The following is a 22,567-nucleotide window of genomic DNA, read 5'->3' on the forward strand; positions in this document are numbered from 1 at the left end:
TTTTCTACTTTCTTTTCCTTCTTTTTTTCTTCTTTTTTAGGTTTAACTTCTTCTTTTTTTTCAATTTCCTTTGGTGCAACGATAGGTGAACCAGGATTAGGTGAAGTTTTGGTAGCTACAAAAGTTATAGGAACCACCTTATTTAATTTTTCATCTCCCAATCTATTGTTCATTTTAAAAATCAAGAGAAAACTCAGATGAAAAATTAAAGAAATTAGAATATATTTCTTCATAGATTACCCCTACTCATAAAAATTTAAACCTAAATTTTCAACATCATTTTCTTTTATTTTTGTTATTAAATTCATAATTGTTTGATATCTTAAGTCTTTGTCAGCCGAAATTGTAGCTTCTTTTACACTTTTCAAGTGTTCATCCAATTTTTCAAATTCTACTGCATAAATTTTTCCATTATCTGAGATATGGTAAGTCCCTTGTTTATCAATTATGATCTCTATACTCTTATTTTTATCTGTTTTTTGAATTGTGGAGCTCGGTAGATCAACCTGAATTGAACCAAAGTTATTAAAAGTTGTTGTCACCATAAAAAATATTATTAATAAAAAAACAACATCTATTAAAGGAGTTAAATCAGGTTGAACAGAAGCTCTTTTTTTTCTATACTTTCCCATAATTATCTCCTAAAAATATTAATTATAGTTGTAGATATTTTATCTATTTCATTTTCAGCCTTCTCTAACCTTCTATTCAAATAATTGTATACCACTATTGTTGGAATAGCTATTATAAGACCAAATGCAGTCGTTAAAAGTGCTTCTGCTATTCCATCTGCTACTATAGTAGCATCTCCAGAGCCAAACTTTGATATGTTTGTAAAAGCTTTAATCATACCTGTTACAGTTCCTAAAAGCCCAAGCATAGGTGCTATACCTATTACACTTGCTAAACAATTAAGTTTTGATTCAAATGGAGCTGTCTCTTCTATTATGATTTCCTTTATTATATTTTCATAATCTTGGACCTCCAAATCCCTTTTAGAACTTATTAGAAATCTTTCAATTGAGCTAGCTACACAACTTTTCTTGCTTTTGCATAATTTTATAGCTTCCTCTATTTTATTTTCTAAAATCAATTTATTTATTTCAATTTTAAAATCTTTCCCTATTCCTCTTTCATTTCTTGAGAAAAATACTATCCTTTCAATTATCACTGAAAGCGTTAATATAGAGATAACACATAATATCCATAATATTGGTCCACCAACTTTTAAATAATGTAACATAGATCCTCCAAAATACTTTTTATATAGATATTTTTAACTTATATTATTTTAAAAGTCAATATATTTTTTTATAAAATTATATAAGCTTATAAAAATACTTATTTTAAAAAAAATCTTCTCATTAATTTTTCTATTTTTATTTACTTGCTCATATAAAAATTTAAAAAATATATTAATCTTATGTTTTTTATATACTAAAAAAATACTGCCCTGAAATTTTTATACTTCACAGCAGTATTTTAGATAAATTAATCTTAAACAGAGAAATAAATTTCTTATTTCTTTTTACTAGCTTCAAATTTTTCCCAAATTCCAGCTTTAGTTAGAATAGATTTAACTGTTCTTGTTGGTTGTGCTCCATTTTGTAAGAATTTTAAAATTTCTTCTTCCTTTAAAATTACCTTAGAATCTTCCAAAGGAAAATAATTTCCTAAATAAGCTACAGCTCCACCATCTCTCTTTGATAAAGCTTCCATAGCTACAATTCTATAAGAAGGTCTCTTTTTATCCCCTAATCTAGTAAGTCTTAATTTTAACATTATTTCACATCTCCTTTTTATTTATAAATTTTTATTTTAATATATATTTTTAAAAGGGAAATTTCCCTCTACTTCCCATAATAGAACCAAAATTTGGTAGTTTTCCCCCACTGAACATCTTCATCATAGACTTCATTTGTTCAAATTGCTTTAAAAGCCTATTCACATCAGCAACATCTGTTCCACTACCCTTAGCTATTCTTTGCTTTCTACTTGCCTTTAAAAGTTCTGGCTTTTTTCGTTCTTCCTTTGTCATAGACTGAATTATGCACTCAACCTTTTTCATCTCTTTTTCAGCTGGAGCCAAATCTCCAATTTGTCCCATTCCTGGTATCATCTTTAGAATGCTCCCCAATGAGCCCAACTTTTTTATTGTTTGAAGTTGTTTTAAGAAATCTTCTAAATCAAATTTTTGACTTCTTATTTTTTCTTCTAAACTTTTAGCCTCGTCTTGATCTATTGCTTCTTGAGCTTTTTCAACTAAAGAAACTACATCTCCCATCCCTAATATTCTAGATACTAACCTATCTGGATGAAATAATTCTATGTCATCTAATTTTTCGCCAATTCCTATAAATTTAATTGGTTTCCCTACAACAGCTTTTATAGATAGAGCTGCTCCACCACGAGTATCTCCATCTAATTTAGTAAGTATAATCCCATCAACACTTAAATTTTCATTAAAAGACTTTGCTAAGTTTACAGCATCTTGCCCTATCATAGCATCTACTACAAGTAATATTTCTTGGGGTTTTATAGCTCTTTTTAGTTCTTTTAATTCCTCCATAAGCGACTCATCAATATGAAGCCTTCCTGCTGTATCAACTAGAATATAGTCAACATTAGTTTCTCTTCCCTTTTCTATAGCCCTTGTTGCAATACCAACTACATCTTTATTCTCTTCCTCAGAATAAACCTCAACTCCTACCTGCCCAGCAAGAACCTGAAGTTGTTTTATAGCAGCTGGTCTATAGACATCTGCTGCAACAAGAAGAATTTTTTCATTTTGCTTTTTCAAATATTTGGCAATTTTTCCAACAAAGGTTGTTTTTCCAGCTCCCTGTAAGCCTACCATCATAATAACTGTTGGTTTTTTAATACCCTTTGTAAGCCTTGAGCTTGACCCACCTAAAAGTTCTACCAACTCATCATTTACTAATTTTATAAATTGTTGAGCTGGATTTATGCCTCTTATAACTTCTGTACCTATAGCCTTTTCACTTATTTTATTAGTAAAATCTTTAACAACTTTATAGTTTACATCTGCTTCTAAAAGAGACATCTTAACTTCTCTTAAAGCTTCTTTTATATTATCTTCACTTAATCTTCCATGTCCACGGACTTTTTTAAAGATTTCCTGAAATCTATTTCCTAAATTTTCTAACATAAACTCCCTCTATTAGATTATCTCATCTATTATTTTATCCAATCTCTCAATGACGAAGTCAGCTTTTAATTTTAAAAGCTCTTCTTTCAATTCCAGTTTCTTTTTATATATACCTAATTTTGCTTCATAGTCATTTAAAATTACTACTCCTCTTTTGATATTATCATGAACTGCTTGACGACTGACATCTTTACTTTTCGCTATTTCAGAAAGAGAAAGATCTTTTTCAAAATGCTCTATCATATATTCTTTTTGTTTTCCACTCAAAAGTTCTGAGTATATATCTAAAAGACTAGCAATTGTAACAAATTCTTCTAAGTTCATAAATATCACCCACTAATTATAGTCTATGTATTTTATTTTGTCAAGTATTTTTTCTTTACATTATTTTTTATTTTAGCTCATAAACTTTGTTAAGTCCTCATTTGATGTTTCATTTAACATCTTACTTATGTTTATTAACTCTATCATTTTCTTATTTTTATCTTCTTCTGATAAGGTTTGATTTGCACTTAAAATCAAATTTGCATATGAAAATATACCTTGAATAAATATAGCTTTCTTAAAGGTACTCACATCTTCCATAAAAATAAATTCTAAAAGTTCTTTCTTTAAATTTTCAAAAATATCATTTATCAAAGACTCATTATTAAAAACAGCTACAACTATATCTACTTTTTTCTCATTTTTTCCCATGCCTTTCACCTCTCTTAATCCTATTTTATTATTTTCTATTAATATACAATATTTTAAAATTTTGTAAAGCTATTTTTTATAAGTACCTAAATGAATTTTATTCTTCCGAAATACTTAAAAATTCTATTTATTTTAAAATAAAATTTATAGACTATTATTATTAAATTATGTTATAATCAATAGAATATAAATTTTTAGGAGTGATTTTTATAAATGGTTGAAGCATTTAAAATTATAGGTGGAAAAAAACTTACAGGAAATTTAGCTGTAGATGGTTCTAAAAATTCTACACTTCCTATTATGATAGCGACTTTAATTGAAAAAGGAACTTACATCCTGCATAATGTTCCTAATCTCAGAGATATAAAAACTCTTATCATGCTTCTGGAGAGTTTGGGACTGAAAATAGAGAAATTAGGTGATAATTCTTATAAAATTATAAATAACGGTCTAACAAGTATTGAAGCAAGTTATGATCTAGTGAAAAAAATGAGAGCTTCATTTTTAGTTATGGGAGGAATGCTTGCAATAAGTAATGAAGCAAAAGTTGCTTTACCAGGGGGGTGTGCAATTGGAGCTCGTCCAGTTGATTTACACTTAAAAGGCTTCGAAGCTTTAGGAGCAAAAATCAATATTGAACATGGTTATGTTAAGGCTTCTGCTGAAAATGGTTTAACAGGTTCTACAATAATTTTGGATTTTCCTAGCGTTGGTGCCACAGAAAATATAGTCATGGCTGCTGTTAAAGCTAAAGGCCTAACAATTTTAGAAAACGCAGCAAAAGAACCAGAAATTGAAGATCTCTGTAATTTTTTAATAAAAATGGGAGCAAAAATCAAAGGTGGTGGAACAAGCAGAATCGAAATCGAAGGTGTAGAAAAATTAAATGCCTGTGAATATTCAATTATTCCTGATAGAATAGTCGCTGGTACTTACATCATTGCTGCAATACTTTTTGATGGTTCTATTACTATAAGTGGTATTGTGAAAGAACATCTTTTAAGCTTTATTTTAAAATTAGAAGAGATGGGTGTAAAATTTGAAATTAAAGATAATAAATTAAAAGTTTTATCTAAGTTATCTGAGCTTAAACCTACAAAAATAACTACCATGCCTCATCCAGGTTTTCCAACAGATTTGCAATCTCCAATAATGACTCTTATGTGCCTAGTTGAAGGAGTAAGTGAAATTAAAGAAACCATTTTTGAAAATAGATTTATGCATGTTCCTGAATTAAATAGAATGGGAGCAAAAATTGAAATTGACTCTTCCTCTGCAAGTATTACGGGAGTTGATAATTTCTCATCTGCTGAGGTTATGGCAAGCGATCTAAGAGCTGGAGCTTCACTTATTTTAGCTGCTTTAAAAGCTAAAGGTCAGAGTATAGTTAATAGAATTTACCATGTAGATAGAGGTTATGAAAATTTTGAAGAAAAATTTAAAGCTCTAGGTGCTGATATTGAAAGAATTAAAGTTGAAGCATAAAGGAGAAGTATGGAAAGAATAATTGGAGTAAATGCCGTGACAGAGGCTCTTCTAAATAAAGAAAAAAATATTGAAAAACTTGAGCTATATAAAGGTTTAAAAGAAGAAACTACAAGAAAAATTAAAGAACTTGCTTCTAAAAGAAATATAAAAATCTTCTATACTGGTAAAAAAATAGAAAACTCCCAAGGTGTTGCTGTCTATGTAAGTAAGCATGATTATTACTTAGAACAGCAAGTCGTTTTTGATGAATTAACTCGAAAAGATAAATCTATCATTTTAATTCTAGATGAGATTCAAGACCCCAGAAATTTTGGTGCAATAATAAGAAGTGCTGAAGCTTTTAAGGTGGACCTCATAATAATCCCAGAAAGAAATTCAGTTAGAATAAACGAAACTGTTGTGAAGACTTCTACTGGAGCAATTGAATATGTAGCTATTACAAAAGTAACAAATCTATCAGATACAATAAACAAACTTAAAAAAATGGGATACTGGGTTTATGGTGCTGCTGGTGAGGCTACACTGAATTACAACTTGGAATCTTACCCTGATAAAATTGCTTTGGTCTTGGGAAATGAAGGCAATGGAATTAGAAAAAAAGTCAGAGAGCATTGTGACAAACTTATAAAAATTCCTATGCATGGCAAAATTAACTCCTTAAATGTTTCTGTTGCTGCTGGAATTTTACTTTCTCGTTTTACCAATAGCTAAGAGGTTCTAGATGGATATAGATAATTTGATTATTAAAGCACAAAATGGTGATGATGAATCTATGGATGAAATCATCAAAATATATTTCCCTCTTGTTTCTACAAATGCAAAAAAATTTTTCTTGGTAGGTGCTGAAACTGAAGATTTGGTTCAAGAAGGTCTGTTAGGACTATTTAAAGCAATAAAAGCCTATATGCCTCAAAAATCTTCTTTTAAAACCTTCGCGAATCTATGTGTGAAGAGACAAATTTTTTCAGCCATAAAAACAGCAAATAGTCAAAAAAACTATCCTCTTAATGAGGCTATTTTAAATTTTAATAATTACAATAAAAAAGATGATAATTTAGATGATAATTTTTTCTCATTTGATATATCACCTGAAAATATTTTTTTTAATAAAGAAAAATTACAAAATTTTAAAGAATACACTGAAAAAAATTTTAGTAATTTAGAAAAACAAGTTTTTGAATACCTAATCAGAGGCTATACATATAAAGAAATTGCAAAACAACTTAAGACTGCAACAAAATCCATTGATAATGCTATACAAAGAATTAAAAAAAAATCTGAATCATGGATGAAAAAATATAATTTGAATAATTTATAGAGGTGGAGAAATTGAGAGAATATAATTTTAAGGAAATTGAAAAAAAATGGCAAGAAAAATGGGAAAAGGGTAATATTTTTAAAACTGAAAATGAAGTTCTAGGAAAAGAAAATTACTATGTTTTATCTATGTTACCCTATCCATCTGGAAAATTGCATGTAGGACATGCTAGGAACTATACAATAGGAGATGTTATATCAAGATACAAAAAAATGAAAGGTTTTAATGTTTTGCAACCTATGGGTTGGGACTCTTTTGGTCTTCCAGCTGAAAATGCAGCTATACAAAACTCTATTCACCCTGCAATTTGGACTAAATCTAATATAAAGAATATGAAAAGGCAGCTGAAACTTATGGGGTTTTCTTATGACTGGGAGAGAGAGATTGCAAGTTACTTACCTGAATACTACAAATGGAATCAATGGCTATTTAAGAAAATGTATGAAAGAGGCTTAGTTTATAAGAAAAAATCGCTTGTCAACTGGTGCCCTGATTGTCAAACTGTTCTTGCTAATGAGCAAGTTGAAAATGGAAAATGCTGGCGACATTCAAAAACTGATGTTATCCAAAAAGAGCTAGAACAATGGTTTTTTAAGATAACTGATTATGCTGATGAGCTATTGGAAGGGCACAAAGAGCTAAAAGATGGCTGGCCTGAAAAAGTTCTAACCATGCAAAAAAACTGGATAGGAAAATCTTTTGGAACTGAATTATCCTTTAAAGTCCTTGAAACTCAAGAGCTTCTGTCAGTTTTTACAACAAGAATTGATACTATCTATGGAGCTTCTTACCTTGTTGTGGCTCCTGAACATCCTATTGTGGATAAAATACTTCAAACTAATCCTGCCCTTAATGATAAAATTCAAGCTATGAAAAACACTAATATGATAGAAAGAACAGCTGAGGGCAAAGAAAAATTTGGTGTTGATACTGGCTGGAAAGTTGAAAATCCTATTTCTAAAGAAATTTTACCTCTTTGGATAGCTGACTATGTACTGATGAACTATGGCACAGGAGCTGTCATGGGAGTTCCTGCTCATGATGAAAGAGATAATGCTTTTGCAAAAAAATATAATCTTCCTATTATTAAAGTAATCGAAACTTCTGAAGGAGAGGATAGCTTTTCTTACAATGGAAAATTAATAAATTCAGAGCTTATAAATGGTTTATCTCCTAAAGAAGCTATAGAAAAAATGAATGCCTATGTTGAAGAAAGGGGTATAGGTAAAAAAACAACTAAATACAGGCTAAAGGATTGGGGAATTTCAAGACAAAGATATTGGGGAACTCCTATTCCTGCATTACATTGTGAAAAGTGTGGTACAGTTCTTGAAAAAGATGAAAACTTACCAGTTTTATTACCAAACGATATAGAATTTTCAGGAAATGGAAATCCACTTGAAACATCTGAAAATTTTAAAAATGCTATCTGTCCTTGTTGTGGAGGTCCTGCAAAAAGAGACACTGATACTATGGATACATTTGTTGACTCATCTTGGTATTTTTTAAGATACTGTGATCCTAGAAATTTTAAAGAAGCTTTCTCAAAGGAAATTGTAGATAAATGGACTCCTATTAATCAATATATAGGCGGTGTTGAGCATGCTGTTATGCACTTACTTTATGCAAGATTTTTCCATAAAGTTTTAAGAGATTTATCTATGCTCTCTTCCAATGAACCTTTTAAAAGACTTTTAACTCAAGGTATGGTTTTAGGGCCTTCTTACTATTCTGAAAAAGAAAATAAATATCTAAGCCCTAATGAAGTTGAATTAAAAGCTGATAAAGCCTTTTCTAAAACTGGTGAAGAATTAACTATTAAAATTGAAAAAATGTCTAAATCAAAAAATAATGGAGTAGATCCAGAAGAAATTATCCAAAAATATGGTGTAGATTCTGCTAGATTATTTATAATGTTCGCTGCACCACCTGAAAAAGAATTGGAGTGGAATGAAAATGGTTTAGCTGGTGCTTATAGATTCTTAACAAGAGTCTGGCGTCTTGTCCTTGAAAATTCTGATAAAATAAATGAAGCTGAGATAGAGTATAATAAAATTTCAAAGGAAGACAGAAATTTAATTATAAAACTCAATCAAACTATTAAAAAAATGACAGATTCTATTGAAGCAAACTATCACTTCAATACTTCTATTGCGGCTTGTATGGAGCTTATAAATGATGTCCAAGCATATATAAATAATCCGTCTGTAAGTGAAGAAGCTCCTAAAATATTAGGCTTTGTTCTTAAAAAAATAATTTTAATGCTTTCACCATTCACTCCACATTTTTGTGATGAATTATGGGAGTTATTGGGAGAAAAATCTTTTCTGTTTAACGAAGCTTGGCCTAATTATGATGAAAAATTCTTATCTACTGATGACGTAACAATTGCAGTCCAAGTAAATGGAAAAATGAGAGGAAGCTTTGAAATAGCTAAGGATAGTTCTAAAGAAAAGATAGAAAGAACTGCCCTTGAACTTTCAAATGTTCAAAAACATCTTGAAAATATGAGTATTGTCAAGCTTATTGTTGTACCAAATAAAATAGTTAATATTGTTGTTAAGCCTCAGTAAAATAAAAAAATATGAAGAAGAAAGTGCCACATTTTATTTTTAAAATGTGGTATTTTAATATAATTAAGTTATACATCCATATTTCCAAACTATTTTCACCTTAAATATAAGAAAATTAACATGCGCTAATCTTTAACAAAAAAATAGTTCCAGATTTTATTTTTCTGGAACTACATAAAAATTTATTTGATTTTTTCATCAACACCATTTGGCACAGAGTCAAAAAAAACAGCCTAAGCTGCCTTCTAATCTTTATAATGGCGGGAGTGACGAGGCTCGAACTCGCGACCTCCTGCGTGACAGGCAGGCGCTCTAACCAACTGAGCTACACCCCCAGAATTTTTTATGGTGGTCGCAATAGGACTTGAACCTATGACCCCCTGCTTGTAAGGCAGGTGCTCTCCCAACTGAGCTATGCGACCATTATTTAAAATGGTGCCCAGAGGCGGAATCGAACCACCGACACGGGGATTTTCAGTCCCCTGCTCTACCGACTGAGCTATCTGGGCTTTTATTTTAAATGGCGGAAGGCTAGAGACTCGAACTCTAAAGTCTTACGACGCCGGTTTTCAAGACCGGTTCCTTACCAATTAGGATAGCCTTCCAAAGTGGTACCCCGTAGGGGAATCGAACCCCTGTTTCCAGAGTGAAAATCTGATGTCCTAACCACTGAACGAACGGGGCATTTAAAAAAAATGGTGGATCTAGTTGGACTTGAACCAACGACCACTCGGTTATGAGCCGAGTGCTCTGACCAAACTGAGCTATAGATCCACAAGTGGCGTGTCTGAAGGGATTCGAACCCCTGACCCACGCCTTAGAAGGGCGTTGCTCTATCCAGCTGAGCTACAGACACATATAGATGGTGCGTCATACAAGATTTGAACTTGTGACAACACGATTAAAAGTCGTGTGCTCTACCTACTGAGCTAATGACGCTTAAAAATAAATGGAGCGGGAAACGAGGTTCGAACTCGCGACATTCAGCTTGGAAGGCTGACGCTCTACCAACTGAGCTATTCCCGCATAATTCATAATATTTATTTTTGGTGGCGGGGGCAAGATTTGAACTTACGACCTTCGGGTTATGAGCCCGACGAGCTACCAGACTGCTCTACCCCGCGATATAAATGGTGCCTAGAGCCGGAATCGAACCGGCACGGTACTAAGTACCACAGGATTTTAAGTCCTGTGCGTCTACCTATTCCGCCATCCAGGCATTTTTATTGTTATATCCCTTAGGACATTAGTTATAATACCATAGCTAGAGAATATTGTCAAATACTTTTTTACTTTTTTAAAAATTTTTTTGTAAAATTTTAATTTTAATTGATTTTAAAATACTTTCTTCCAAAAAAGTTGGCTGCTCTATGTATAGTTCCTTTTCTCTTTTACTTTTTGACTTAATAAATTTCTCCACCTTAGATGCTTCAGATCTATCTCCACAAGAAAAAACTAGCTCTATTTTTACAGGTTTATACATTCTTGTATATTTTGCTCCTAAGCCTTTCCTGTGCTTTTCAAATCTTTCAGAAGCATCCTTAGCTATACCAGTATAAATATTATTTCCTTCACAACGCAATATATAAACTTCATATGCCATAATTTTCTCCTTGTTTTATATAATACTAAATTTTTAAATACTTGTCTATCCTTCCATCATTTTATTGCTATACTTTCAATAATAATGTATAATTATTTTAAAAATCTAATCTATGGAGTGATATATGGATAAATTTGCTAAAAGAATTAAAAATATAGAAATTTTGACCTTTTTTTTGGCTACAATAATATTAGTTTCATTTTCAATCTATATTATATATGAAAGAGAAAATGTTTTTCTTGGACTTTTTAAAATAATAACTTCTCCAGCAATTCTTGTAACTGACTTCATTTTGGTTGGTGGAATAGGTGCTGCATTTTTAAATGCTTTTTTAATTTTTTTCTTTAATCTTTTTCTTGTAAAAATATTTAAAATCAAGATTAACGGAATAGTTATTGCCTCTTTTTTTACTGTTTTTGGTTTTTCTTTTTTTGGAAAAAATATTTTAAATATACTGCCCTTTTATTTAGGAGGTATACTCTACAGTATATACTCTTCAACTAATTTTTCAGATTGCCTAACTACAATTTCATTTTCTAGTGCCCTAGCTCCTTTTGTAAGTGCAGTTGCTTTTAATGAAAATAGTATAACCAATGAAGCGTCCTTTATCAATGCTATATTAATAGGAGTTCTTATAGGTTTTACTATAGTTCCTCTGGCTAAAAGTTTCTATGATTTCCATGAAGGTTTCGATCTTTATAATTTAGGCTTTACTGCTGGAATATTAGGTGCTGTTATTATCGCTGTCTTAAAAATGTATAATTTTGAAATTGCCAGGCAAAATTTGATTTCTACAGAATATGATACTGCCTTAATAATAATATGTGCCTCAGTTTTTCTTTCTCTTATTATCATTGGATTTTTTATAAATGATAACTCTTTTAGAGGATATCTAGATTTAATTCAAGATAGTGGTTACAAAGCTGACTTTACTTCAAAATATGGCTATGGACTTTCTTTTATAAATATGGGTATCTGTGGTTTCGTTGGAATTATTTTTGTTGTTATGACAGAGCAGACATTTAATGGCCCTGTTTTAGCTGGACTTTTTACTCTTGTTGGTTTTGCTGCAAATGGAAAAAATATCTTAAATACCATACCTATACTTCTTGGAATCCTCCTTGGAAAATTTGGAACAAATGTCAGTTCTTTCACTTTAGCTATATCAGGTTTGTTTGGAACTGCACTTGCTCCCATTGCTGGGGTTTTTGGTCCTATTGCTGGAATAGTTGCTGGTTGGTTACATCTAGCTGTTGTTCAAAATATAGGTTTGGTTCATGGAGGCTTAAATTTATATAACAATGGTTTTTCTGCTGGGATAGTTGCTGGATTCTTACTTCCTATTTTTAATATGATTTCGGATAATAACAATACCAGAAAAATTAATCTTCAAAGAAAACACATGCTCTTCTTAAAAGATGTACAAAAAGCTATAAAAGAAAGGAATAAGGAAGAAAATAGATGAGAATATTAAAAATACCTGAGCTAAAATTTCTTAAAATTGCTCTTAAAAAAAACCCAAAAGCAAATTTTAATTTTGAATACTTGGAGAAATCTAATGCTATTGCAACACTTATATTAAATAAATCTGAGACAAAAACTCTACTTGTTAATCAGTATAGACCTGGAGCAAAGACCAATCTCTTTGAAATTCCCGCTGGTCTTATTGATGGAGATGAAAAACCTATTGAAACTCTTTATAGAGAAGTAAGAGAGGAAACAGGTTTTGAAAAAGAGGATTATGAAATAATCTATGATTCTAAAAATGGTTTTTATGTATCTCCAGGTTATACAACAGAAAAACTTTTTCTATATATAATAAGATTAAAATCTGACAATATCTCTCCAAAAGAATTAAAACTTGATGAAGGGGAAGATCTTTTTTCAAAGTGGTTTCCATTAGATGAAGCTTTTAAAGTTTCTATTGATATGAAAACTACATTCATACTTAATATTTATCTAAATTTAAAAGGAGTTGCTGCAATTTAAAATCTAATTTGCAACAACCCCTTTTATATTATTTTTTATAATTCATTTCTCCATTGTAGTAAAACCTTATTTTCATTTTCTCCTATCACCCCTTGTTCTTTAGCAAGTTCCAATAAGACATCATAATTAGTCAAAGTAGTAAAAGGAATTTCAGCCTCAGAGAATTTTTGTTTAGCCTTCTCTAAATTATAGCTAAATATAGCTATAACACCTAAAACTTGAAATCCTTCTTCTTGTAATGCCTTTACTGCAATAACGGAAGATTTCCCAGTAGAAATTAAATCCTCAATTACCACAACTTTCCTCCCCTTCTCTATCTTTCCTTCAATCTGATTAGTCTTTCCATGTTCTTTCGCAGAGCTCCTAACATAGAGCATAGGTAAATTCATAATATCACTTATCCAAGCAGCATGAGGAATACCCGCAGTTGCAGTTCCAACAATATATTCAACCTCAGGATATAGATTTTTAATTTTTTTTACAAAGCCTTCTGCTACCTGCCTTCTAATTTTAGGATATGACATTATAAGTCTATTGTCACAGTAAATTGGAGATTTTATGCCCGATGTCCATGTAAACCAGTTTTCCTTATTAACTCTTAACTCTACAGCTTTAATTTCTAATAATGAATTTATTATTTCTCTATCTAACATATTTATCCCCCATTTCAAACATAGTTTTTATAAGCTTATATCTTTCTTCTGGATTTGCATTTCCAGTTATCGACCTACCCACAACAACATAACTGGCTCCATTTTTATTTGCATCTATTGGCGTTGCAACTCTCTTTTGGTCACCTTTTGAATCTTCTGCTAATCTTATCCCTGGATTTATTATTATAAAATCTTCCCCACTTTGCTCTCTAATTTTTTTTGTTTCAAGAACAGAAGATACCACTCCATCAACTCCACTTTCTTTTGCAAGCCTTGTATAATTTAAGACAGATTTTTCTATACTTGTTTGAATATTTTGCTCTTTTCTCATATCCTCTTCACTTGTTGAAGTGAGTTGAGTAATAGCAATAATTTTTGTTTTTACTCCTGCTTCTATTATGGCTCTTTTAGCCCCTTTTAACATTTCAGAACCTCCAGCAGCATGAACAGTAAGTATATCAATATTAAGTTTTGCTAAGCCTTTTACAGCCGAGTAAACAGTATTTGGGATGTCATGCAATTTTAAATCCAGAAATATTTTGTGACCTCTTTTTTTTATCTCATCTATTACTATTGGACCATTTTGTAGATATAGCTCCATTCCAACTTTTACAAATAATTTTTCCTCTTTAAATTTATCTAAAAATTCCAATGTCTTTTCCAATGTTGAAAAATCTAAAGCTATTATTACTTCCTTCTTCATATTCCTCCTTATATTTTTATCTAAAAGCTCTTCCTTTTAAATCTAAAATATGTCTAGCTTTTAATTCATCCAATGCCAACTCCAATTTATCTATTATTTTAGGACAAACTAAAGGATCTGTAAAATTAGCAGTTCCTATTGCAACAGCACTTGCCCCTGCCGAAATAAAGTCTATTACATCCCATTCATCCATAATTCCACCCATACCAATTATTGGAATATTAACTGCTTGTGCAACTTGATAAACCATTCTGATTGCCACAGGCTTTATAGCAGGGCCTGATAATCCTCCTGTTATATTAGCTATTATTGGTTTTCCAGTTTTTCTATCAAGAGCCATACCTACTAAAGTATTTATCATTGTAAGCCCATCTGCTCCACCCTTTTCAACAGCATGAGCCATAGTAACTATATCTGCTACATTGGGAGATAGTTTAACATAGACTGGTACTGATGAAACCGCTTTTACTTTTTCAGTTAAATCTTTTGCTACACTTGGATCTGTACCAAATTGTATGCCTCCACATTTTACATTGGGGCAGGATATATTAAGTTCTAAAGCTTTTACATTAACTACCTTAGAAATTTTATCGGCCACATAAATATAGTCATCAATATCACTGCCAGCAACATTTGCAATTATTGGAACATCATATTTCTCTAATTGTTTTAATTGATTCTCTATTATTTCATCCACTCCAGGATTTTGTAGACCTATAGCATTTAACATCCCACTTGCCGTTTCTGTTACTCTTGGAGTTGGATTCCCAAACCTTGCTTCTTTTGTTGCTGCCTTTATCATTATTGCACCCAACTTCGAAATATCATAAATTTGGGCATATTCTATACCGAATGCAAAACAACCAGATGCTGGCATAATTGGATTTTTTAAATCTAGACCTGGAATTTGTACTCTTAATCTCTCACTCATTTCATACCCCTATTATTAAATCTCAACATCACTGGCTAAATAAACTGGTCCGTCATAACATACTCTTGTGTAATCTACTTTTTTATTGTTGATAGAAGCTCTTATTTTGTTTTTCTTTTTACATACACAGGCGTAACAAGCTCCTATTCCACAGGCCATTCTATTTTCAAGTGAAACATAACCATCTTCTCCAAGTCTATCTATCAAAGCTTTCAACATTAAGCCTGGTCCACAACTATAGTACTTATCAAAATTCAAAGAGTTTTCTTCTTGAAGTTTCTTTATAGTATCAGTTATGAAACCTTTTATACCATAGCTGCCATCAACTGTTGAAATATAAGTTTTTCCTAATTTAGAAAATTCCTCTTCATAAAAAATTTCTTCCTTTGTATTAAAACCCAATAGATGAATTGTTTTTACTCCCTTCTGATTAAACTGTTTTGCCAATTCATATAGTGGTGGAATGCCTATCCCTCCACCTATTAAAAGCGCTGTTTGTTCTTTTTTTAATGAAAAAATATCAAAACCTCTACCTAAAGGTCCCATTATATCTATTTCATTTCCTTTTTTTATATTAGCTAGAAATTTTGTTCCCTCTCCTACTATTCTATATACTATAGTTACTAAATTATTTGTCCTATCTATTTCGGAGATTGAAATAGGTCTTCTTAATATATGTTCTTTCCCATCTCCTATCCTGATATTTATAAATTGCCCAGGAGTTCTACATTCCTTTACAAAATTCCCCCTAATTCTCATTTTATATATATCTTTTGCTATCTGTATGTTTTCCTCAACGATACAATCTTCCATTCTCATAAAATTTCTCCCATTTCCTTATATACTTAATTCCTATCCTATACTACAGTGCTTGCACTCTAAAAGACATTGCTTCAATTACCTTTAACAGTGCATTTGCAGTATCAAGAGATGTAAAACTTATTATTCCATTTTCTGTTGCCTTTCTTCTAATTTTAAAACCGTCTTTTTCACTTGATTTACCTTTAGTAGTAGTATTGATAACTATATCAACATCTCCATTTTGTATTGCATCTAAAACACTATATTCAGACTTATCTATTTTACCAATTTTTTTAACTTTTAAGCCATGTTCTTCAAAATATTTTCCTGTTCCTTCTGTAGCTAAAATTGAAAAGCCAATATCAGAGAATGCTTTCCCAAGTTCTAAAGCTGCAGCTTTATTCTTATCATCTATAGTAAACAATATTCTACCGTAATCTTTAATTTTTATTCCTGCAGCCGTAAGTCCTTTATATAACGCCTTTGCTAGACTTCTATCTGTCCCTATTACCTCTCCTGTAGACTTCATTTCAGGACCTAAAGTTGTGTCAACATTTTTCAATTTTTGAAAACTAAATACTGGAACTTTAACTGAAATCATTTCTGCTAAATCTGCTAAATCCTTTTCATAGCCCAAATCTTTTAATTTTTTTCCTAATATACATTGCATTGCAATGTTTGCAACTGGAATTCCTGTTATCTTGCTCATAAATGGTATAGTTCTTGAAGCTCTCGGATTTACCTCTAATACATAAACTTCATCTTTGGTTACCACATACTGTATATTTATAAGCCCTTTAACTTTAAGACCTATTGCCAATTTTTTTGTATAATTTATGATTTTATCTATTTCAATCTGACTCAAACTTTGCGGTGGATATATAGCTATTGAATCTCCACTGTGTACTCCTGCTCTTTCAATATGTTCCATTATCCCTGGTATGAATGTATGTTCACCATCACAGATAGCATCAACTTCAATTTCTTTTCCTACTAGATATCTATCAATTAAAACTGGATGTTCTGGATTTACATTTACAGCATTCTTCATATACTTTTTTAAATCTTCATCATTATAAACTATTTCCATAGCCCTACCTCCTAAAACATATGAAGGTCTGACTAAAACTGGATAGCCTATATCATTTGCATTTTTTAAAGCTCCCTCTACATTAAACGCTGTCTTTCCTAAAGGCTGTGGAATTCTTAATTCTGATAATAAATGCTCAAATCTATCTCTATTTTCAGCAGTATCTATAGATTCAAGAGAGCTTCCTAAAATTTTTACCCCATGAGAGGAAATTTTCTCAGCTAGGTTTATAGCTGTCTGTCCTCCAAACTGTACTACAACTCCCAGTGGTTTTTCAAAATCTATAATTGCCATTACATCTTCCTCTGTCAACGGCTCAAAATATAATTTATCAGATATTGAAAAATCCGTTGAAACAGTTTCTGGATTATTATTAATTATTATGGCTTCATACCCCATTTTCTTTATAGCCATAATTGCATGCACAGTTGCATAATCAAATTCAACCCCTTGTCCTATTCTTATTGGACCTGAACCTAAAACTACTATTTTTTCATTATTAAATCTCACAGATTCATTTTCTATTTCATAAGTTGAATAGAAATAAGGAGCGTTAGCTTCAAATTTTCCAGCACAAGTATCAACCATTTTAAACACTGGTTTTATATCATTCTTCTGTCTGAGATCAAAAACTTCTCTCTCCTTCATCCCCCATCTATGAGCAATTATCTTATCAGAAAAACCAAAAGTTTTAGCCTTCTTTAATAATTCTATATTTTCTTTATTTTCTTTTAATATATGTTCCAACTCAATTATATGCTTAAATTTATTTAAGAAAAATAAATCAATTTTTGTATACTCGTGTATCTCTTCAATAGATACATTCCTTCTAAGTGCTTCACCTATAAAAAATAATCTTTCATCTCCTGCCATTTTTATTCTTTTTATTATTTTTTCTAAAGAAAATTCCTCCCCGTTTGGCAGACCTAAATGATGAACTCCATATTCAAGTGATCTTATAGCTTTCAATATAGACTCTTCAAAAGTTCTTCCTATCGCCATAACTTCACCTGTTGCTTTCATTTGAGTACCTAAATATCTATCTCCATCTCCAAATTTGTCAAATGGAAATCTCGCAACCTTACTCACTATATAGTCAACTGTTGGCTCGGATATAGAGCAAGGAAGATTTGTAATAGGATTTTTAATCTCATCAAAATTTAAGCCTACTGCAATTTTTGCTGCTATTCTTGCTATCGGAAAGCCTGTGGCTTTCGAAGCCAGAGCTGATGAACGAGAAACTCTTGGATTTACTTCTATAATATAATAATTTAATGAGTTTGGGTCTAATGCTATCTGTACATTACAACCTCCCTCTATCTTCAATGCCCTTATAATTCTCAAAGAAACATTTCTAAGCAAAGTAGTTTCTTCCTCTGTAAGAGTTTGAGTTGGAGCTACAACTATTGAATCACCTGTGTGTATTCCAACGGGATCTACATTTTCCATATTACATACTACGATTGCATTATCTGAGCTATCTCTCATAACCTCATATTCTATTTCTTTATAGCCAGCTATAGATCTCTCTATTAAGCATTGTCTTACAGGAGAATAATTAAGACCATTGTTTACAATCTCTCTTAGTTCCTCATCACTGTTACAAATTCCTCCACCTGTACCCCCCATTGTAAAAGCAGGTCTAACTATAACAGGATAACCTATTGTTTTCACAAAATTTTCAGCTTCCTCTAAACTATGAACTATATCAGATTCAGGAACAGGTTCATTTAGTTCATTCATCAAATTTCTAAATAATTCTCTATCCTCAGCTTGCTTTATTGAATGCAGCTTAGTGGCTAAAATTTCAACTCCACTTTCATCTAAAACTCCACTTTCATGTAAAGCTACAGCTAAATTTAACCCTATTTGTCCTCCTAGTGTTGGAAGAAGTGCATCTGGTTTTTCCTTTCTTATTATCTTTGTTAAAAATTCTAAGTTCAAAGGTTCCATATATATTTTGTCTGCAATTTCCTTATCAGTCATTATTGTAGCTGGATTAGAATTTACAAGTATTACTTTATAACCCTCCTCCTTTAAAGATAAGCAAGCTTGAGTTCCAGCATAGTCAAATTCTGCAGCCTGTCCAATAATAATCGGACCAGACCCTATAACTAATATCGTCTTTATATCTCTTCTCTTTCCCATTTCTTTTACTCCTTATATATCCATTATAGAAACTTTTACTTTTTCCTCAGCCCTAATTTTTTTTGTCAAACTTCTTGTGTCTATTCCACAGATCCCAACTATTCCCATTTCTTTTAAAACTTCATCTAAATTATATTCTGCACTGAAGTTTGATGGTTTTTCACACAACTCTTTTATTATCATTCCTTTTAAAGTTCTTTTCATATTCTTAAAGTCTTTAGAATTAACTCCCGAATTACCTATCAAGGGGTAAGTAAACAAAACTATTTTCCCTTCATAATTTTCATCCGTTAAAGTTCTCTGATAACCTGACATAGCAGTGTTCAAAACTATTTCTCCCTCTACATTTCCATCAGCACCGAAGGCAAAGCCAGTATACTCTGTTCCATCTTCTAAAACTAATTTTTTATTACACATAGTCATCTCCCGTATATTTTAATTTTTTCCTTTTATTTCATCTTTATCAAGATATACAATTTTTCCATCGCAAATTGTTAAAACTGGAATCCCATTTACTTTTTTCCCAGCATAAGGTGTGTTTTTTCCCTTACTTAAAAATTTTTCTGTATCTATTATCATTTCTTTTTCTAAATCTATTACAACTAAATCGGCTAAAGCACCCTCTTTCAATTTACCATAAGGTAAATTAAAAAGCTGTGCCACATTTTCATTCATTAATTTAACAAGTAATTCTAAAGAAAAAATATCTGTTTTTACAAATTTAGTATAAAGCTGTGAAAACGCAGTTTCTGAACCAACTATACCAAATGAAGATTTAGCTATTCCTCTCTCTTTTTCAGCCTGAGTATGAGGTGCATGGTCTGTTGCAATTATATCTATAGTTCCATCTAAAATTCCTGCTATTATTGCATCTCTGTCTTCTCTCCCTCTTAAAGGAGGATTCATTTTCCACATTCCATTGTCTTCCAGTATATCCTCATCACAGCTAAGTAGATGATGTGGTGTGACCTCACAGCTTACTTTTATTCCATTTTTTTTAGCTTCTCTAACTGCTCTTACAGACTCCTTAGCAGATATATGACAAACATGATAATGACAGTTCGCTGCTTCAGCTAAAAGAATATCTCTTGCAACTTGAACTGATTCACATATTGAAGGAATTCCTGCTAAACCTAATTCAGCACTCCTTTTTCCTTCATGCATTCCTCCTCCCCTTATAAGAGAATTATCCTCACAATGAGCTACAATAGGCTTTCCTAACTTAGCTGCCTTTAGCATTGCCTCATACATTATATTTGCACTTTGAACCCCTCTTCCATCATCTGTAAATGCAAAAACATTCTCAGCAATAGCTTCCATATCAGAAAGCTCTTTTCCATATTCTTCCTTTGTTATAGCACCATAAGGTATAGCTCTTATACACGAGTCCATATTTATAATATCAAGTTGTTTTCTTAAAGTTTCAGCTGAATCTGGTACAGGATTTAAATTAGGCATGGTCATAACCGTTGTAAACCCTCCTCTTGCCGCTGCTCTCGAGGCTGTATAAATAGTTTCTTTTTGTGAAAATCCAGGTTCTCTCCAATGCACATGAACATCTATAAAACCTGCTGTTACAAATCTTCCCTTCACATCTATTGCTTCTCCATCACATTTTATATTTTTTTCTATCTTTTCTATTTTTCTGTCTTTAATTAGGATATCGCTTTCAATCAATTTTCCGTCTTTTAAAATTTTACAATTTTTTAATAACATTTCTCCTCCTATAAATTATTCTTTTCTATTATATATTCAAGTATGGCCTGCCTTATAAACATTCCATTTTTCATCTGTTCAAAAATACGCGATTTTTCGCTTTCAACTAAAATATCAGCAATTTCCACATCTCTATTTACAGGAGCTGGATGCATTATTATAGCTTTGTCTTTTAATTTTTTATATCTTTCCTCAGTCAAAGCATATTTTTTGTGATAATCTTCCTTAAAAAATATTTTTTTATCCTCTTGCCTATGTCTTTCATGCTGTACTCTTAAAAGCATGCAGACATCTAGCTCTTCTATCACATCATCTAGCTCCACAAAATTTCCTAATTCTTTATCTTTCCATATATCAGGTGCTACAAACCTGACTTTCGCCCCCAATCTTGTCAGTGCTTTTTTATTACTTCTGGCAACTCTTGAGTTTTTTATATCTCCTGCTATTATTATTTCTAAATTTTCAAACTTCCCAAACTCTTCATAAATAGTCATTAAATCTAGCAAACATTGCGAGGGATGTTCACCACTTCCATCACCCCCATTTATTATAGGAATTTTTAAAGCCTCTAAATCCTTATAATACTCATTTTTTGAATGTCTTATAACTAAAATATCTATACCTATCATTTCTAAAGTTTTGCATGTATCATATAAACTTTCTCCCTTTTGAATAGATGAACTCTCTGTTTCAAAGTTTATTAGATTCATTCCTAGCTTTCTTTCTGCTATTTCAAAACTTTTTTTAGTTCTTGTTGAATTTTCAAAAAATAAATTTGATACAAATAAATCTTCCCTTTTCTTGGGTTTTCCTCCTTTTTTCAACTCAATTGCTCTTTTTATAAGAATTAATATCTCCTCATCATTCAAATCATTCATTGAAAATAAATTTTTCATAAAAAAACCTCCTAAATAGTTTCCTACTTAGAAGGTTAAAATTTGGGCAATCTAAATAGGAAAATTTAATGGCTCTGTTATATTTTAAAGACTTCATAAGTTTAACACTCATGCCTTTCTAATTTTTCTAAAGATTTAGATTATAAGTAAAACTTTAAAAGTCTAACTTTGAACAAGCCTTTTCAAAAATTATAAAATTAGCTAAACTAAATTATAAATACACACTCCTCTCCATCAAATTCTTGAAGATGAACTTCTATCTTTTCATCTCTTGATGTTGGAATGTTTTTTCCTATAAAATCTGCTCTTATCGGTAATTCTCTATGACCTCTATCAATTAAACATGCCAGTTGAATTTTTGCTGGTCTTGCAGTATTAAGTATGGCATCAAGTGCTGCTCTTATTGTTCTTCCCGTGTATAGCACATCGTCAACAATTATAACCACTTTATCTGTTAAATCTGTTTCAAATTTATGTTCTTTTATATCCAAATTTTTCTTGTTAATATCATCTCTATAATATGTAATATCAATTGTTTCTAAGGGAATAGAAATTTTTTCAAGTTCTTCTATCCTATTTTTTATCCTCTCAGCTAGAATATCTCCCCTACTTTTTATTCCTAAAAGAACTAATTTATCTATGTCCTTATTTTTTTCAATAATTTCATAACAAATCCTTGTCATTGATTTTTTCATACCAATCTCATCTAACAAAATTTTCATAGTCAACTCCTCAAAATTTTATATAAAGAAAACCCAAAGTAAATTACTTTGGGTTGAATACACAAAAAAAG

22 protein-coding genes, 11 tRNA genes and 1 pseudogene are annotated in these 22,567 nt (G+C 31.2%); 6 read left to right on the forward strand and 28 right to left on the reverse strand.

The genetic code is table 11. The annotated features are described in order from the left end of the window. From Q4A58_RS01925 to Q4A58_RS01955, 7 genes and pseudogenes are all read right to left on the reverse strand, one after another. A pseudogene (locus Q4A58_RS01925) lies at positions 1–233 on the reverse strand (energy transducer TonB); the annotation flags it as partial. A gap of 9 nt (positions 234–242) precedes the next feature. After that, the gene (locus Q4A58_RS01930) at positions 243–632 is read right to left on the reverse strand and encodes a biopolymer transporter ExbD (protein WP_303116136.1); all 390 of its coding nucleotides are present in this window, start codon (positions 630–632) and stop codon (positions 243–245) included. Between the two features lie 2 nt (positions 633–634). Beyond that, on the reverse strand, positions 635–1,243 hold the full coding sequence (locus Q4A58_RS01935; RefSeq protein WP_303116138.1) for a MotA/TolQ/ExbB proton channel family protein: 609 nt from the start codon (positions 1,241–1,243) through the stop codon (positions 635–637). A gap of 275 nt (positions 1,244–1,518) precedes the next feature. After that, on the reverse strand, positions 1,519–1,782 hold the full coding sequence (rpsP, locus tag Q4A58_RS01940; protein WP_303116140.1) for a 30S ribosomal protein S16: 264 nt from the start codon (positions 1,780–1,782) through the stop codon (positions 1,519–1,521). A gap of 49 nt (positions 1,783–1,831) precedes the next feature. Next, positions 1,832–3,169, reverse strand: a complete 1,338-nt coding sequence (gene ffh, locus Q4A58_RS01945; protein ID WP_303116142.1) for a signal recognition particle protein — start codon at positions 3,167–3,169, stop codon at positions 1,832–1,834. A 12-nt stretch (positions 3,170–3,181) separates the two neighbouring features. After that, positions 3,182–3,493, reverse strand: a complete 312-nt coding sequence (gene ylxM / locus Q4A58_RS01950) for a YlxM family DNA-binding protein (protein WP_303116144.1) — start codon at positions 3,491–3,493, stop codon at positions 3,182–3,184. Between the two features lie 72 nt (positions 3,494–3,565). Then, a complete protein-coding gene (locus tag Q4A58_RS01955) occupies positions 3,566–3,865 on the reverse strand; it encodes a hypothetical protein (protein ID WP_303116147.1) in 300 nt (99 codons plus the stop codon). Between the two features lie 213 nt (positions 3,866–4,078). On the opposite strand from Q4A58_RS01955, the gene murA reads away from it, so the two are divergent. Genes murA through leuS form a run of 4 tightly spaced genes read left to right on the forward strand, consistent with a single transcriptional unit; the run spans position 4,079 to position 9,244 of the window. Next, entirely contained in the window at positions 4,079–5,350 is a 1,272-nt protein-coding gene (gene murA / locus Q4A58_RS01960) for a UDP-N-acetylglucosamine 1-carboxyvinyltransferase (protein ID WP_303116149.1), read from the forward strand. A 9-nt stretch (positions 5,351–5,359) separates the two neighbouring features. Further along, entirely contained in the window at positions 5,360–6,064 is a 705-nt protein-coding gene (gene rlmB / locus Q4A58_RS01965; protein WP_303116151.1) for a 23S rRNA (guanosine(2251)-2'-O)-methyltransferase RlmB, read from the forward strand. A gap of 10 nt (positions 6,065–6,074) precedes the next feature. Beyond that, on the forward strand, positions 6,075–6,671 hold the full coding sequence (locus Q4A58_RS01970; protein ID WP_303116153.1) for a sigma-70 family RNA polymerase sigma factor: 597 nt from the start codon (positions 6,075–6,077) through the stop codon (positions 6,669–6,671). 11 nt (positions 6,672–6,682) lie between these two features. Further along, positions 6,683–9,244 carry a leucine--tRNA ligase gene (leuS, locus tag Q4A58_RS01975; protein ID WP_303116155.1) on the forward strand — a complete coding sequence of 854 codons (2,562 nt, stop codon included), beginning with the start codon at positions 6,683–6,685 and terminating at the stop codon, positions 9,242–9,244. A 258-nt stretch (positions 9,245–9,502) separates the two neighbouring features. Here the strand turns inward: leuS and Q4A58_RS01980 are convergent. From Q4A58_RS01980 to Q4A58_RS02035, 12 genes are all read right to left on the reverse strand, one after another. Continuing rightward, positions 9,503–9,579: transfer RNA gene (locus Q4A58_RS01980), tRNA-Asp, on the reverse strand. An 11-nt stretch (positions 9,580–9,590) separates the two neighbouring features. Continuing rightward, a tRNA-Val gene (locus Q4A58_RS01985) sits at positions 9,591–9,666 on the reverse strand. A gap of 11 nt (positions 9,667–9,677) precedes the next feature. Continuing rightward, positions 9,678–9,753: transfer RNA gene (locus tag Q4A58_RS01990), tRNA-Phe, on the reverse strand. A gap of 12 nt (positions 9,754–9,765) precedes the next feature. After that, a tRNA-Ser gene (locus tag Q4A58_RS01995) sits at positions 9,766–9,849 on the reverse strand. Positions 9,850–9,853: 4 nt separating this feature from the next. Further along, positions 9,854–9,928 (reverse strand) — tRNA-Glu (locus Q4A58_RS02000). 12 nt (positions 9,929–9,940) lie between these two features. Next, a tRNA-Ile gene (locus Q4A58_RS02005) sits at positions 9,941–10,018 on the reverse strand. Between the two features lie 5 nt (positions 10,019–10,023). Beyond that, positions 10,024–10,100: transfer RNA gene (locus tag Q4A58_RS02010), tRNA-Arg, on the reverse strand. A 7-nt stretch (positions 10,101–10,107) separates the two neighbouring features. Further along, positions 10,108–10,183, reverse strand: a tRNA-Lys gene (locus tag Q4A58_RS02015). Between the two features lie 11 nt (positions 10,184–10,194). Beyond that, positions 10,195–10,270: transfer RNA gene (locus Q4A58_RS02020), tRNA-Gly, on the reverse strand. 21 nt (positions 10,271–10,291) lie between these two features. After that, positions 10,292–10,368, reverse strand: a tRNA-Met gene (locus Q4A58_RS02025). 7 nt (positions 10,369–10,375) lie between these two features. Beyond that, positions 10,376–10,463: transfer RNA gene (locus Q4A58_RS02030), tRNA-Leu, on the reverse strand. Positions 10,464–10,541: 78 nt separating this feature from the next. Then, positions 10,542–10,847: a GIY-YIG nuclease family protein gene (locus Q4A58_RS02035; RefSeq protein ID WP_303116157.1), complete on the reverse strand. Its 306-nt coding sequence runs from the start codon at positions 10,845–10,847 to the stop codon at positions 10,542–10,544. A 124-nt stretch (positions 10,848–10,971) separates the two neighbouring features. On the opposite strand from Q4A58_RS02035, the gene Q4A58_RS02040 reads away from it, so the two are divergent. After that, the gene (locus Q4A58_RS02040) at positions 10,972–12,312 is read left to right on the forward strand and encodes a DUF1576 domain-containing protein (protein WP_303116159.1); all 1,341 of its coding nucleotides are present in this window, start codon (positions 10,972–10,974) and stop codon (positions 12,310–12,312) included. Continuing rightward, positions 12,309–12,836: an NUDIX hydrolase gene (locus Q4A58_RS02045; protein ID WP_303116161.1), complete on the forward strand. Its 528-nt coding sequence runs from the start codon at positions 12,309–12,311 to the stop codon at positions 12,834–12,836. The genes Q4A58_RS02040 and Q4A58_RS02045 overlap by 4 nt, the downstream gene beginning before the upstream one ends. A 35-nt stretch (positions 12,837–12,871) precedes the next feature. Here Q4A58_RS02045 and pyrE read toward each other — a convergent pair whose 3' ends face one another. From pyrE to pyrR, 9 genes are all read right to left on the reverse strand, one after another. After that, positions 12,872–13,489: an orotate phosphoribosyltransferase gene (pyrE, locus tag Q4A58_RS02050; RefSeq protein ID WP_303116163.1), complete on the reverse strand. Its 618-nt coding sequence runs from the start codon at positions 13,487–13,489 to the stop codon at positions 12,872–12,874. Further along, entirely contained in the window at positions 13,479–14,192 is a 714-nt protein-coding gene (pyrF, locus tag Q4A58_RS02055; protein ID WP_303116165.1) for an orotidine-5'-phosphate decarboxylase, read from the reverse strand. The genes pyrE and pyrF overlap by 11 nt, the downstream gene beginning before the upstream one ends. A 16-nt stretch (positions 14,193–14,208) precedes the next feature. Further along, positions 14,209–15,123, reverse strand: coding sequence for a dihydroorotate dehydrogenase (locus tag Q4A58_RS02060; RefSeq protein ID WP_303116166.1), 915 nt, complete (start codon positions 15,121–15,123; stop codon positions 14,209–14,211). 15 nt (positions 15,124–15,138) lie between these two features. After that, a complete protein-coding gene (locus Q4A58_RS02065; protein WP_303116167.1) occupies positions 15,139–15,942 on the reverse strand; it encodes a dihydroorotate dehydrogenase electron transfer subunit in 804 nt (267 codons plus the stop codon). 43 nt (positions 15,943–15,985) lie between these two features. Next, on the reverse strand, positions 15,986–19,162 hold the full coding sequence (gene carB / locus Q4A58_RS02070) for a carbamoyl-phosphate synthase large subunit (RefSeq protein WP_303116170.1): 3,177 nt from the start codon (positions 19,160–19,162) through the stop codon (positions 15,986–15,988). Positions 19,163–19,174: 12 nt separating this feature from the next. After that, positions 19,175–19,579: a carbamoyl-phosphate synthase domain-containing protein gene (locus Q4A58_RS02075; protein ID WP_303116172.1), complete on the reverse strand. Its 405-nt coding sequence runs from the start codon at positions 19,577–19,579 to the stop codon at positions 19,175–19,177. Positions 19,580–19,597: 18 nt separating this feature from the next. Next, positions 19,598–20,878, reverse strand: a complete 1,281-nt coding sequence (locus Q4A58_RS02080) for a dihydroorotase (protein ID WP_303116174.1) — start codon at positions 20,876–20,878, stop codon at positions 19,598–19,600. 8 nt (positions 20,879–20,886) lie between these two features. Next, positions 20,887–21,774, reverse strand: coding sequence for an aspartate carbamoyltransferase catalytic subunit (locus Q4A58_RS02085; protein ID WP_303116177.1), 888 nt, complete (start codon positions 21,772–21,774; stop codon positions 20,887–20,889). Positions 21,775–21,980: 206 nt separating this feature from the next. Further along, the gene (pyrR, locus tag Q4A58_RS02090) at positions 21,981–22,496 is read right to left on the reverse strand and encodes a bifunctional pyr operon transcriptional regulator/uracil phosphoribosyltransferase PyrR (RefSeq protein ID WP_303116180.1); all 516 of its coding nucleotides are present in this window, start codon (positions 22,494–22,496) and stop codon (positions 21,981–21,983) included. Between the last annotated feature and the right edge of the window lie 71 nt (positions 22,497–22,567).

The sequence above is a fragment of the Fusobacterium sp. genome, assembly GCF_030528405.1.
Taxonomy (GTDB): domain Bacteria; phylum Fusobacteriota; class Fusobacteriia; order Fusobacteriales; family Fusobacteriaceae; genus Fusobacterium.

Bases quoted from the DNA above. Each gene is read 5' to 3' on its own strand.
- rlmB (WP_303116151.1), top strand. From the start codon at position 5,360: ATGGAAAGAATAATTGGAGTAAATGCCGTGACAGAGGCTCTTCTAAAT.
- pyrF (WP_303116165.1), bottom strand. From the start codon at position 14,192: ATGAAGAAGGAAGTAATAATAGCTTTAGATTTTTCAACATTGGAAAAG.
- pyrE (WP_303116163.1), bottom strand. From the start codon at position 13,489: ATGTTAGATAGAGAAATAATAAATTCATTATTAGAAATTAAAGCTGTA.
- carB (WP_303116170.1), bottom strand. From the start codon at position 19,162: ATGGGAAAGAGAAGAGATATAAAGACGATATTAGTTATAGGGTCTGGT.
- Q4A58_RS02045 (WP_303116161.1), top strand. From the start codon at position 12,309: ATGAGAATATTAAAAATACCTGAGCTAAAATTTCTTAAAATTGCTCTT.
- Q4A58_RS02060 (WP_303116166.1), bottom strand. From the start codon at position 15,123: ATGAGTGAGAGATTAAGAGTACAAATTCCAGGTCTAGATTTAAAAAAT.
- pyrR (WP_303116180.1), bottom strand. From the start codon at position 22,496: ATGAAAATTTTGTTAGATGAGATTGGTATGAAAAAATCAATGACAAGG.
- ffh (WP_303116142.1), bottom strand. From the start codon at position 3,169: ATGTTAGAAAATTTAGGAAATAGATTTCAGGAAATCTTTAAAAAAGTC.
- Q4A58_RS02080 (WP_303116174.1), bottom strand. From the start codon at position 20,878: ATGTTATTAAAAAATTGTAAAATTTTAAAAGACGGAAAATTGATTGAA.
- Q4A58_RS02085 (WP_303116177.1), bottom strand. From the start codon at position 21,774: ATGAAAAATTTATTTTCAATGAATGATTTGAATGATGAGGAGATATTA.
- Q4A58_RS01955 (WP_303116147.1), bottom strand. From the start codon at position 3,865: ATGGGAAAAAATGAGAAAAAAGTAGATATAGTTGTAGCTGTTTTTAAT.
- rpsP (WP_303116140.1), bottom strand. From the start codon at position 1,782: ATGTTAAAATTAAGACTTACTAGATTAGGGGATAAAAAGAGACCTTCT.
- Q4A58_RS02040 (WP_303116159.1), top strand. From the start codon at position 10,972: ATGGATAAATTTGCTAAAAGAATTAAAAATATAGAAATTTTGACCTTT.
- Q4A58_RS01930 (WP_303116136.1), bottom strand. From the start codon at position 632: ATGGGAAAGTATAGAAAAAAAAGAGCTTCTGTTCAACCTGATTTAACT.
- Q4A58_RS02075 (WP_303116172.1), bottom strand. From the start codon at position 19,579: ATGTGTAATAAAAAATTAGTTTTAGAAGATGGAACAGAGTATACTGGC.
- Q4A58_RS02035 (WP_303116157.1), bottom strand. From the start codon at position 10,847: ATGGCATATGAAGTTTATATATTGCGTTGTGAAGGAAATAATATTTAT.
- ylxM (WP_303116144.1), bottom strand. From the start codon at position 3,493: ATGAACTTAGAAGAATTTGTTACAATTGCTAGTCTTTTAGATATATAC.
- Q4A58_RS01935 (WP_303116138.1), bottom strand. From the start codon at position 1,243: ATGTTACATTATTTAAAAGTTGGTGGACCAATATTATGGATATTATGT.
- Q4A58_RS01970 (WP_303116153.1), top strand. From the start codon at position 6,075: ATGGATATAGATAATTTGATTATTAAAGCACAAAATGGTGATGATGAA.
- Q4A58_RS02065 (WP_303116167.1), bottom strand. From the start codon at position 15,942: ATGAGAATGGAAGATTGTATCGTTGAGGAAAACATACAGATAGCAAAA.
- murA (WP_303116149.1), top strand. From the start codon at position 4,079: ATGGTTGAAGCATTTAAAATTATAGGTGGAAAAAAACTTACAGGAAAT.